We start from the raw sequence: 12,076 nt of genomic DNA, 5'->3' as shown, positions 1-12,076 counted from the left end.
CGGCAGCGCCGGGTAAGATGCGCCTTTGCCCCGCCACGGTCGAAGCGAACGCATGATCATCAATCCCAAAGTCCGCGGTTTCATCTGCACCACGGCGCACCCGGTGGGCTGCGCGCGCAACGTCGTCGAACAGATCGACATCACCCAGGCCAGCGGCCAGAGCGGCAACGGCCCCAAGCGTGTGCTGGTGATCGGTGCCTCCACCGGCTACGGCCTGGCATCGCGCATCACCGCGGCGTTCGGCTATGGCGCCGCCACGCTCGGCGTGTTCTTCGAAAAGCCCTCGAGCGAGACCAAGACCGGCACGGCCGGCTGGTACAACTCCGCCGCGTTCGATCAGGCGGCCAAGGCGGCCGGGCTGGTCGCCAAATCGATCAACGGCGACGCGTTCTCCGACGAGACGCGCGCGCGCGCCATCGAGCTGATCAAGGCCGAGATGGGCGGTCCGATCGACCTGGTGGTGTATTCGCTGGCCTCGCCGGTGCGCAAGCTGCCGGGCACGGGTGAAGTGAAGCGCTCGGCGCTCAAGACCATCGGCGAGCCGTTCACCGCCACCTCGATCGACACCAACCGCGACACCGTGGTCAATGTCACCGTCGAGCCCGCCACCGAGCAGGAGATCGCCGACACCGTCGCCGTGATGGGCGGCGAGGACTGGGCGCTGTGGATCGAGGCGCTGAGCTCCGCCGGCGTGCTGGCCAACGACGCTGCCACCGTGGCCTACAGCTACGTAGGCACCTCGATCACCTGGCCGATCTACTGGCACGGCACGCTGGGTCGCGCCAAGCAGCATCTGGACAACACCGCCGCCACCCTGCGCGAGCGCCATGCGGGCCTCAAGGCCCACGTCGGCGTGATGAAGTCGGTGGTGACCCAGGCCAGCGCGGCGATCCCGGTGATTCCGCTGTACGTGTCGATGGTGTTCAAGATCATGAAGGCCAAGGGCATCCATGAAGGCACCATCGAGCAGATCAACCGCCTGTTCCGCGACTTCCTCTACCGCGCCGACGGCGCCGCACCGCAGCTCGACGACGAGCACCGCCTGCGCCTGGACGACTGGGAGCTGCGCGAGGACGTGCAGTCCGAGTGCAAGGCGTTGTGGCCGACGGTGACCACCGACAACCTCAACCAGCTCACCGACTACGCCGGCTATCGCCACGACTTCCTCAAGCTGTTCGGCTTCGACCGCAGCGACGTGGACTACGGCCAGGACGTGGCGTCGGATGTGCGCTTCGACTGCGCGGCGATGTAACCCGCCCCTTCAAGCAGCAGGCCAACGGGCGCCTTCGGGCGCCCGTGTCTTTGGAGGAGCGGAAAAAACTGGCGGGTCCCGGCCTCGCTACGCGCCACGCACGAGCTTGGCCAGCTCGCGCCAGGGCTCCATCGACCAGTGCCCGCGCGCCTGTCCCGACGGCGAGGGAAGCACGAACACGCGCGTGCTGCCGATGCGCTCCGGTTGAACTCCGTAGCCAGTGATGGCCCGCCCCAGCGCCGCCTTCGCGCCGTGCTTGCTGGTGAACGCCAGCCAGCGCGGGGCGAAGCGCTCGATCTTTGCCCGCAGTGCAGGCACGTCGAATGCATCGCGCGGCAGCTCGCTGTCGTTGCCGCTGTGGAACTTGGCCAGATCGGTGAAGCCAATGCCCAGCGCCGGCAGTTGCGCGAACTCGTGCGGCGCGTAGATCCGCGGCGTGAGTGCCGCCTCGGCCAGCGCGCGCCAGAACAGGTTGCCCGGATGTGCGTAGTAGGCGCCTTCGCGCGCCGAACGCGTGCCCGCCGCCGTGCCGCAGAACACCAGCGCCAGGTGGTCCTGCAGCACGTCCGGCAGGATGTGATCGTCAGCGCCAGGGCTCATCGAGCAGGAAATCGGTGAACTGGAAGCGCTCGTCGCGCAGCACCGACTCGCCCTTGCGCAAGGCCAGCGGCGTGCGGAACAGCGGCCCGCCGAAGCTCAGCGTGTGGAACTCGCCGCGTTCCCCGCACGGGTCGACGCCGGCGGGCAGGGCATCGAGCAGGGCGCCGTCGAACGCGCGGCCGCAGAAGCTCGCCTCGAGCTGCTGCGTGTCCACGCAGCACAGCATCGCCTGGTGGCCTTCGGCGACGAAGCGGCGTGACAGCGCAGCGGTGCCCTCGCCCCAGATCGGGAACACCGCGCGCCATTCGGCCTTGCCCAGCTGGCGCACGCGGTAGTCGCGCACGTCCTGCAGGAACAGGTCGCCGAAGGCACAGTGGCGGATGCCCGGCCAACGCATGCGCGCCTCGGCGAGGGCATGGGCGTGGGCTTCCTCGTAGGCCTCGTTGGAGCCGGGCCAGTCCATTTCCACTACCAGCAGCGGCAGTTCGAGCGCGGCGGCCTGGGCATCGAGGATGTCGCGCCGCACGCCGTGCATGGCAATGCGCTCGTAGGTGCGGTTGACCGTGGTAAGCAGCGCGACCACCTGCCAGTGCGGGTCGGCACGCAGCCGCTGCAGGGCCATCAGGCAGTCCTTGCCGCCGCTCCAGGCGAGCACGATGGGCACGGAGTTCATGCCATTACTTTACGTGATCACTGCGCCCACATCGCGTGGACGTGGCTGCTGTCACGCTCATCGGCATGTTTGCCTTCTTCTCCGACCTGTTCGCCCGTTCCCCCCTGTTCCGCCTGGCCTTGACCATCGCCGCCGCCCTGCTGGTGGCGGTGGTGCTGCACCGGCTGCTTCGCGCCCTGCTGTGGCGACTGGCGAAGGGCCACCCGCTGGCGCGCGACGTGTTGCGCTACATCCGCGCGCCGATGGGCTGGCTGGTGCCACTGGTTGTGCTGGCTTTGGTGCTGCGCCTGCGTCCGGACGCGCTCTCGCCGGAGGTGGCCGGCCCGCTGGACCGGTTGATGCTGATCGTGCTGATCGGCGTGGTGACGTGGCTGGCGGTGCGCTGCGTGCATGCGGTGCAGGCGTTCTTCCAGAAACGCTTCCCGATGGACGCGACCGACAACCTGGAGTCGCGGCGCGTGCTGACTCAGGCGCGTGTGCTGGGGCGTACCGCCACGGTGCTGATCGTGCTGCTGGGACTGGCGGCGGCACTGATGACGCTGCCGCTGGTGCGGCAGGTCGGCGCCAGCCTGCTCGCGTCGGCGGGCCTGGCCGGACTGGCCGTGGGCCTGGCAGCCAAGCCGGTATTGAGCAATCTCATTGCCGGCCTGCAGATCGCGCTGACCCAGCCGATCCGCCTCGACGACGTGGTGATCATCGAGGGCGAGTGGGGCCGCATCGACGAGATCACCGGCACCTACGTCGTCGTGCGCATCTGGGACGAGCGCCGGTTGGTGGTGCCGCTGAACTGGTTCATGGAGCACCCGTTCCAGAACTGGACCCGCACCAGCTCGCAGATCATCGGCGCGGTGTTCGTATGGGTCGATTACCGCACGCCGCTCGAGCCCCTGCGCGAGGAACTCAAGCGGTTGTGCCAGGCCTCGGCGGAGTGGGACGGCCGGGTCAGCGTGCTGCAGGTCACGGATACGAACGAGCGTGCGATGCAGGTGCGGGTGCTGGTCAGTTCGGCCGACTCCGGTCGCAACTGGGACTTGCGCTGCGCTGTCCGCGAGGGCCTGCTGGCGTTCGTGCACCGGCACTACCCCGAGTCGCTGCCGCGCCTGCGCAGCGAATGGTCGGAGCCACCGGGTCATTCCGCGCGCGCCGCCGCTGCGCCGGTACCCGCGCAGCGCAGTCCGCACCCGGAGGACGGCGTCGGCGCGTCTGCGCCGGCCTCGCACGAGCGAGCCTGAGCAGCCGTCGGGGCCTGCGTCACGGCCCGCAAAGTCAAGGGCGGGCGCGCATCGACAGTGCCACGAGGCAGCCGCTATAAAGGCTGTTCAAGGCAGGGGTAGTGCGGTGAGCGAAGAGATCCTGATCAATGTGACGCCGCGGGAGACCCGCGTCGGTGTGGTCGAAAACGGCATGCTGCAGGAGGTACACGTCGAGCGGGCCTCGCGACGGGGCTACGTGGGCAACATCTACAAGGGCCGCGTGCAACGGGTGATGCCAGGCATGCAGGCCGTGTTCGTGGAGATCGGGCTCGATCGCGCGGCGTTCCTGCACGCGTCGGACATCATCCGGCCCGCGATTCCCGCCGTGGAAGGCGAGTCGACCGGCAGCGGTCACGTGCCCTCGATCAGCGAGCTGGTGCACGAAGGCCAGGAGATCGTGGTGCAGGTGGTGAAGGACCCGATCAGCACCAAGGGCGCGCGCCTCTCCACCCACCTGTCGATTCCCTCGCGCTATCTGGTGCTGCTGCCGCACGCGCGCACGCTGGGCATCTCCGCGCGCATCGAGGACGAGCCCGAGCGCCAGCGCCTGAAGGACGTGCTCAACCCGCTGATTGGCGACGACGTGCCGGGCTCGCCGCGGCTGGGCTACATCGTGCGTACCAACGCCGAAGGCCAGTCGGCCGAGTCGCTGGCCTTCGATGTGACCTACCTGGGCAAGGTCTGGCGCGTGGTGCAGGAGAACATCGCCAAGGCGAAGGTCGGCGAGCGCGTCTACGAGGAGCTCTCGCTGCCGTTGCGCAGCCTGCGCGACTCGCTCACCGACGGCATCGAGAAGGTGCGCGTGGACTCGCGCGAGACCTTCGAAAAAGTGGTCAAGTTCGTGCACAAGTTCATGCCCAGCCTGGACGACCGCATCGAGCACTACGACGGCGAGCGGCCGATCTTCGATCTCTACGGCGTGGAGGACGAGATCCAGCGCGCGCTGAAGAAGGAGGTACCGCTCAAGTCCGGCGGCTACCTGATCGTCGACCAGACCGAGGCGATGACCACCATCGACGTCAACACCGGCGGCTACCTCGGCACGCGCAACCTGGAAGAGACCGTCTACCGCACCAACCTGGAGGCCGCACAGGCAGCGGCGCGCCAGCTGCGGCTGCGCAACCTGGGCGGCATCATCATCATCGACTTCATCGACATGACCGACGAGGAGCACAAGCGCCAGGTCATCCGCATGCTGGAGAAGGGCCTGGCGCGCGACCACGCCAAGACCACGGTGTATCCAATGTCGGCGCTGGGCCTGGTGGAGATGACCCGCAAGCGCACCACCGAAAGCCTGGAGCGCCAGCTGTGCGAGCCGTGTCCGGCCTGCGCCGGCCGCGGCACGCTGAAGACCGCCGAAACGGTGACCTACGAGATCTTCCGCGAGATTACCCGCGCGGTGCGCCAGTTCAATGCGGCCAAGCTGCTGGTGATGGCCAACCCTTCAGTGGTCAACCGCATCCTCGAGGAGGAATCGACTGCGGTGGCTGAACTGGAGGAGTTCATCTCCAAGAGCATACGCTTCCAGGCCGAAGAGCATTACTCGCAGGAACAGTTCGATGTGGTGTTGCTGTAACCGGTCCGGCGGCGCGGAACGCACGCGGTGAAAAGCGCCTGGGCAAGGCATCTGCAGGGCACCTCGCGTGCGCTGGGCTGGACGATCGGCATCGCCCTGATCACCCTGGCAGTGATGGCAGCGCTGGCGCAGGTGCTGCTGCCGGCGCTGGCGCGGCACCCGCAATGGGTGGCTGCCCAGCTCAGCGAGCGGCTGCACCGGCCGGTCTCGTTCGAGGCGATGGAAGGGCGCTGGACTCCGGCCGGTCCGAGCTTCGCCCTGCACGGTGTGCGCATCGGCGAGCGTGGCCCCGGGCAGACGCCGCTGCAGATCCCGCAGGCAGACCTGTTGCTCGATTTCGGCGGCTGGTTGCTGCCCTCGCGGCACCTGCTGAACCTGCGCGCGCGCGGCCTCACGCTCGATCTCGAGCGCGGGGCCGACGGTCACTGGTCGATAGGCGGCCTGGGTAGCGACGATACGGCGGCTGCACCGGTGTCGCTGGAGCACCTCTCGCTGGACCTGTGGCTGGACGAGCTCACCATCGACGTCGCCGACCAACGGCTGGACCGGCACTACCGGCTGGTCGCCGACCAGCTGCGGGCAGGGATCGGTTCGGGCCGGGTGCGCCTGGGCGCGCGCCTGCATCGCCAGGGCGTGCGCGGGGTGTTGACCGCGGCGGGCGATTTTCGCGACGACGGCAGCAGCGGCCGGGTCTGGCTGGCGGGCGACGACCTCGACGTGAAGCCTCTGCTGGGCGACATCGATCTGGCCGGCTATACGGCCGAACGTGGCCGCGGACAGCTGGCGGCCTGGCTGGACTGGCGTGGCGGCAAGGTGGTCCGCAGCGTGCTGCAGGCCGACCTTGCCGGCGTGTCCCTGCAAGGACCCGGTGGCGCGCGGGCCGAGGTCGACGCCGTGCGCGGCGTGGCCGAAATCCGCCAGAGCACGGACGGCTACCGCGTGTCCTGGGTGGGCGACGATGGCAGTGCGCTGGTCGCGGCACTGCATCGGCCGCAATCGCCTGATGCACACGTGGGGGTCGCGGCGACCCATCTGCAGCTGGCACCGCTGGCGCCCTGGCTGGCGCTGAAGCCGGAGCTGGCGCCTGGACTGGCGCACTGGCTGGGTGCCGGCAAGCCGCGCGGCGAGCTCAGCCGCGCTGCATTGCAGTGGCAACGCGGCGCCGGCCTGGTGTCGTTGCAGGTGCAGTTCCGTGGGCTGGGCATCGATGCCGTGGATGGCTTGCCGGGGTTGGACCACCTCGACGGGACGCTGCGCGGCGACGCCGCCGCCGTGTCGCTGGAGCTGCCGGCGCAGGCGGCCGTGCTGGACCTGCCGCGCGCGTTCCGCCAGCCGTTCGCGCTTGATCGCGTGGCGGGCACGCTGGCGTTCTGGCGCGGCGACGAGGGCACGCACATCGGTATCGATGCGCTGCAGGTGGCCGGCCGCGGTTTCGACCTGGGCGCACGCGGTGACGTGCTGCTGCCTGCAGAGGGCGGTGCGCCGTTCCTCGACGTGTATGCGCGGGTGGAACACGCCGACGTCACCGCCGCCAAGCTGTTCTGGCCCCGGTCGATGTCCGAGCGGGCCGTGCAATGGCTCGACCGCGCGCTGGTGGGGGGCTCGCTCGACGAGGGTGCGGTGCTGGTGCGCGGCAGCCTCGCCGACTGGCCGTTCCGCCACAACGAGGGTCGCTTCGAGGCGCAGGGCACGCTCAATGACCTCACCCTCGACTACGGCGAACGCTGGCCGCGGGCCGAGCATGTGCACGCCGTGGCCAGCTTCGTCGACAACGGCATGCTGGTGCAGGCCAGCAGCGGTGATGCGCTGGGGCTGACGGTGGAGCGTGCGGTGGCGCTGATCCCCGATTTCGGCGACGCCATGCTCGACCTCAACGTGACCGGCACCGGCACCGGCGGCAACCTGATGAATTTCGTGCGGCGCAGTCCCATCGGCGCCGGCGAGGCAGACACCCTGTCCAAGCTGCAGCTGGGCGGGAAGGGCGATTTCAACTTCCACCTGCAGCTGCCGTTCAAGCCCGGCGCCGAGCTCACCCTGGGCGGTACGGCCCAGCTCACCGATGCCGATCTGCTGGCGCCGGAGTGGAAGCTGCGGCTGGACGGGCTCACCGGCCCGCTGCAGTTCGATGCCCACGGCCTTCGCGCCGGCCCGCTGCAGGCGGGCTTTCGCGGGCAGCCATCCAGCGTGCAGATGCGGATCGCCGATGCCACCGGCGACCCCAACCTGGTCTTCTCCGCCAGCATGGACGGACGCTACAGCCTGGCCGAGCTGGTGCAGGATCAGCCAGCCATCGGGTGGCTGGGCGAGGCCTCCGACGGGCGGGCCGACGTGCGCATCGGTTTCGACATCAGTCGCGATGCGGCCGGCGCGCCGCTGCATCAGCTGCTCACGGTCGACTCCACCCTGCAGGGCATCGCGCTCAAGCTGCCGGCGCCGCTGGACAAACCCGGCGGCAGTGTCCTGCCGCTGCACGTGACGCTGCCGCTGCCCACCGCCTCGGCCGACCTGCAGGTGGCGTTGGACGACGTGCTGCGGGCACGCTTTCGCCTGCCCGGCGCGCAAGGCGAGCCGCTCGGGGGCGCGCTGGTGCTGGGCGGCGCGATGCCCGACAGGGTGCCGGCGCAGGGGCTGCGCGTGCGCGGCCACGGCGATCGTCTCGACGTGAGCGGCTGGATCGCCCACGTGATGTCCGGCAGCGGCAACGGCGACGCGCCCACGCTGGAGAGCATCGACGTCACCGCCGACCACGCCAGCGTTTTCGACGCGGTGTTTCCCGGCCTGCACCTGCAAGTGCAACCCGAGGCCGGCGAGCTGAGCGTGGACGCCGACAGCCGCACCCTGTCCGGGCATTTCCAGGTGCCCACCGCCGATCTGGATCGACGCGGGATCACCGCGCGCCTCAAGCACCTTTACTGGCCGAAGGCGGCAGCCCCGGCCGGCACACCGGAGCGGGTGGCGGAGCGTGCGCCAGACACCGGGCCCACGCCGGCGCAGGCGGCCCGCACCGGCATCAACCCCGCCAGCCTGCCGCCGTTGCACCTGCTGGTGGACGACCTGCGCCTGGGGGATGCCCGGCTGGGCGAGGCGCGGCTGGAGAGCTGGCCCACCGCCAGCGGCATGCATCTGGACCAGTTGCGCGCGCTGTCCCGAAGCGTGCAGATCACCGCTTCCGGCGACTGGAACGGGACGCCCGCGGACAGCCAGACCCACATGCGCATCGACTTTGCTGCCGAAGATCTGGGCAAGATGCTGTCGGTGCTGGGCTTCGACGGGCTCTTCGACGGCGGCAAGACCCGCGCGCACCTGGATGGACGCTGGCCGGGCGGGCCGTCGGCCATCACCCTGGCCAACCTCGACGGCACCCTGGACGTCGACGTCACCGACGGCCGCATCCCCGAGGCCGCCTCGCCCGGCGTCGGCCGGCTGCTCGGGCTGGTGTCGCTGGCCGAGGTGCCACGCAGGCTGACGCTCGATTTCGGCGACGTGTTCGGCAAGGGGCTCGCCTTCGACCGCATCCATGGCAGCTTCGTGTTCGCCGACAGCGTCGCCACCACCAGCAACCTGAAGATCAGCGGCCCGGCGGCGGAGATCGCGGTCAGCGGCCGCACCGGCCTGCGGGCACGCGACTACAACCAGCAACTGCTGGTGGTCCCCCATGTGGGCAACAGTCTGCCGGTGGTCGGCGCGGTGGTCGGCGGGCCGGTGGGCGCGGCGGCGGGCTTCGCCGTGCAGGGGTTGCTCGGCAAGGGGCTGAACAAGGCGGCGAGCGCCCGTTACACGATCACCGGCAGCTGGGACAAGCCGGTGATCACGCTGGTGGAGAAGCGCGCCGCGCCGCCGGCCGCTCCGGCACCGGCGGCCAGCGCGCCGGCTCCGGCCTTGCCCGCTGAGCCGGTGCGCTAGTCGGGCGCCTTGGCTGACGCCGCCGGGCCACGGAACGGGAACAACTGCTGGCGAACGAAGCCGTCCGGCATGTAGTCGCCGACCACACCGTATTTCTCCGGGAACGTCTTGGTCGATTTCACCGCCGTGCCGAACAGGTAGTCCAGGAACGCGTAGTGCGCGGCGTAGTTCCTGTCGATCGCCTCGTCGTCGGAAGCGTGGTGCCAGTGGTGGAAATCCGGCGTCACCACCAGGTACTTCAGCGGCCCCCACGGCAGATGCACGTTGGCGTGGTTGAACACCGCCTGGAAGCCGACCACGAGGATGTAGGCGTTCATGACGCCTTCGCTGAAGCCCAGGATGTACAGCGGCGCCAGCACGCACACCCGCGTCACGATCAGCTCCAGCATGTGCTGGCGCGAGCCGGCCAGCCAGTCCATCGTCTTGGCGCTGTGGTGCACGGCGTGGAAGCGCCACAGGAACGGCACCTCGTGGTACGCGCGGTGGGTCCAGTACTGCGCCAGGTCCGCCACCAGAATGCACGCCAGCAGCTGCGGCACGAACGCAATGTGCTGCACGGTCTGCTGGAACGCGCTGGCGGTGAGCCAGCCGAACAGGTGGTGCAGCAGGAAATTCACCGTCAGCAGCGCCAGCCCCACCAGGAAGTGGTTGACCGCGAAATGCTTCAGGTCGGTCTGCCATTCCCTGCGGAACACCGTCTGCCCCTTGTACAGCGGGAACAGTTTCTCGATCGCCACGAACACGAGGGTGGAACCGAGCAGGTCGAGGATGAACCAGTCCAGCCCGATGTACGGCGTGTGGTCGGGAAAGCTGCCGACCGGCACCCGCGATCCGCCCAGGGCGGTGGCAGCCAGCACCAGCGCGAAGGCGACCAGGTTGAGGTTGCGCGAGCGGCCCAGCACCAGGTTGCCCAGCGCCATGCCGCCGGCGACCAGCAACGCGCCGAGCAGCAGCTGGCGCAGCAGGTCCACCGAGTACTTGTGGCGCAGGTCGGGTGTGGTCAGGTATTGCGGAAAGTGGAACGCCAGTACCGCCAGCAGGCTCAGCACCGCGAGCGACAGCGCCACCACGCCGCTGACCTTGCCCCGCCCCGGCTTGAGTTCGCCGTCGCGCTGGAGCATGGCCGCGGTTTCGGCCACCGGCTGGTGCACCGCGTGCTCGATGACATCGCGCGCGAGCTTGCGTTTGGAAAATGGCTGCATGATCGGTTCCCCTGTGGACGCCTTCCTGGCGATGCCGCATCGTAGCCAAAGCCGTGTCCGGCGGCAGCTTTAAACACGCCGCGTGCGGCCCCACCTTTGCCCGACACCCCGTTTTGCGAGTGCCTGCGTATGTCTTCCCTGATCGAGCAAGCCCAGAGCCGCCTGTTGACCCCGGGCGGACTGGCCACCGGCGACCTGGATCGCGTGTTCAGCCAGCTGATGGCGCCGTCCATCGATGCGGCGGACCTGTACTTCCAGCATTCGCGCAGCGAGTCGTGGCTGCTGGAGGAGGGCATCGTCAAGGACGGCAGCCATTCGATCGAGCAAGGCGTGGGCGTGCGGGCGATCAGTGGCGAGAAGACCGGCTTCGCCTATTCGGACGAGATCGTGCTGCCGCAACTGCTGGAGGCCTCGAAGGCGGCGCGCGCGATTGCCCAGGACGGCCGCGGCGCCGGCCGCCCGCTGGCGCTGGGCAACACGCGCCAGCTGTACCCGGCGATCGACCCGGTGGACAGCCTGCCCAATCCGGAGAAGATCGCGCTGCTGCGTGAGGTGGACGCCTACGCGCGCTCGCGCGATCCGCGCATCACTCAAGTGATCGTGAGTATCGCCGCCACCATCGACACCATCCTCATCGCTGCCTCCGACGGCACGCTGGCGGCCGACGTGCGTCCGCTGGTGCGCCTCAACGTGCAGGTGATCGCCGAGGCCAACGGCCGCCGCGAGCAGGGCCATGCGGGCGGTGGCGGCCGCTACGGCTACCGCGAGCTGATCGAGAACGGTCGCGCCCTCGCCTTTGCCGACGAGGCCGTGCGCCAGGCGCTGGTCAACCTCGACTCGATCGACGCACCGGCCGGGCAGATGACGGTGGTGCTGGGACCGGGCTGGCCGGGCGTGCTGCTGCACGAGGCGATCGGCCACGGGCTGGAGGGCGACTTCAACCGCAAGGGCAGCTCGGCTTTCGCCGGGCGCATCGGCCAGCGCGTGGCGGCCCGGGGCGTCACCGTGGTGGACGACGGCACGCTCGGTGGCCGTCGCGGCTCCCTCAGCATCGACGACGAAGGCACTGCGACCGAGTGCACCACGCTGATCGAGGACGGCATCCTCAAGGGCTACATGCAGGACAAGCTCAACGCGCGGCTGATGGGCGACAAGCCGACCGGCAACGGCCGGCGCGAGTCGTTCACCCAGCTGCCGATGCCGCGCATGACCAACACCTACATGCTGGCCGGCCAGCACGATCCGGCCGAGATCATCCGCTCGGTGAAGAAGGGCATCTACGCGCCCAACTTCGGTGGCGGCCAGGTCGACATCACCAGCGGCAAGTTCACCTTCTCGGCCAGCGAGGCCTATCTGATCGAGGACGGGAAAATCACCGCGCCGGTGAAGGGCGCCACCCTGATCGGCTCCGGCCCCGAGGTGCTCAACCGCGTCTCGATGATCGGCAACGACCTGGCGCTGGACGAGGGCGTCGGCGTGTGCGGCAAGGACGGCCAGAGCGTGCCGGTGGGCGTGGGCCAGCCGACCCTGCGCATCGACGCGATGACGGTGGGCGGCACCGCGTCCTGATCCGGCGGATCGCGCGGTGATGCACGCACGCCAGTCGTTCGCGGGACG

Annotated in this window: 8 protein-coding genes; 5 read left to right on the top strand and 3 right to left on the bottom strand. The window is 69.4% G+C overall.

The annotated features are described in order from the left end of the window. Nucleotides 1–52 precede the first annotated feature (52 nt). Complete coding sequence (fabV, locus tag VFG40_RS08685; protein WP_324896960.1) at nucleotides 53–1,252, top strand: enoyl-ACP reductase FabV; 1,200 nt, start codon at nucleotides 53–55, stop codon at nucleotides 1,250–1,252. Nucleotides 1,253–1,339: 87 nt separating this feature from the next. Here fabV and VFG40_RS08680 read toward each other — a convergent pair whose 3' ends face one another. Continuing rightward, nucleotides 1,340–1,852 carry a mismatch-specific DNA-glycosylase gene (locus VFG40_RS08680; protein ID WP_324896959.1) on the bottom strand — a complete coding sequence of 171 codons (513 nt, stop codon included), beginning with the start codon at nucleotides 1,850–1,852 and terminating at the stop codon, nucleotides 1,340–1,342. Then, entirely contained in the window at nucleotides 1,836–2,525 is a 690-nt protein-coding gene (locus VFG40_RS08675; RefSeq protein ID WP_324896958.1) for a Dph6-related ATP pyrophosphatase, read from the bottom strand. Before VFG40_RS08675 ends, VFG40_RS08680 begins: the two co-directional genes overlap by 17 nt. A gap of 41 nt (nucleotides 2,526–2,566) precedes the next feature. On the opposite strand from VFG40_RS08675, the gene VFG40_RS08670 reads away from it, so the two are divergent. The 3 genes from VFG40_RS08670 to VFG40_RS08660 all read left to right on the top strand — a co-directional run bounded on the left by VFG40_RS08670 (nucleotide 2,567) and on the right by VFG40_RS08660 (nucleotide 9,257). Beyond that, the gene (locus VFG40_RS08670) at nucleotides 2,567–3,757 is read left to right on the top strand and encodes a mechanosensitive ion channel family protein (protein ID WP_324896957.1); all 1,191 of its coding nucleotides are present in this window, start codon (nucleotides 2,567–2,569) and stop codon (nucleotides 3,755–3,757) included. Between the two features lie 106 nt (nucleotides 3,758–3,863). Next, nucleotides 3,864–5,354: a ribonuclease G gene (gene rng, locus VFG40_RS08665; protein ID WP_324896956.1), complete on the top strand. Its 1,491-nt coding sequence runs from the start codon at nucleotides 3,864–3,866 to the stop codon at nucleotides 5,352–5,354. A gap of 27 nt (nucleotides 5,355–5,381) precedes the next feature. After that, nucleotides 5,382–9,257, top strand: a complete 3,876-nt coding sequence (locus VFG40_RS08660; RefSeq protein ID WP_324896955.1) for a YhdP family protein — start codon at nucleotides 5,382–5,384, stop codon at nucleotides 9,255–9,257. On the opposite strand, the gene VFG40_RS08655 is transcribed toward VFG40_RS08660, so the two are convergent. Next, entirely contained in the window at nucleotides 9,254–10,459 is a 1,206-nt protein-coding gene (locus VFG40_RS08655) for a sterol desaturase family protein (RefSeq protein ID WP_324896954.1), read from the bottom strand. The genes VFG40_RS08660 and VFG40_RS08655 overlap by 4 nt on opposite strands. 129 nt (nucleotides 10,460–10,588) lie before the next feature. Between VFG40_RS08655 and tldD the strand changes: the two genes are divergently transcribed. Continuing rightward, entirely contained in the window at nucleotides 10,589–12,028 is a 1,440-nt protein-coding gene (tldD, locus tag VFG40_RS08650; protein ID WP_324896953.1) for a metalloprotease TldD, read from the top strand. Nucleotides 12,029–12,076: the final 48 nt, after the last annotated feature.

The sequence above is a fragment of the Dyella sp. genome (genome assembly GCF_035685805.1).
GTDB lineage: Bacteria > Pseudomonadota > Gammaproteobacteria > Xanthomonadales > Rhodanobacteraceae > Dyella_A.
The sequence above is the reverse complement of the archived record's forward strand: the minus strand, read 5'-3'. Positions and strand labels throughout refer to the sequence as shown.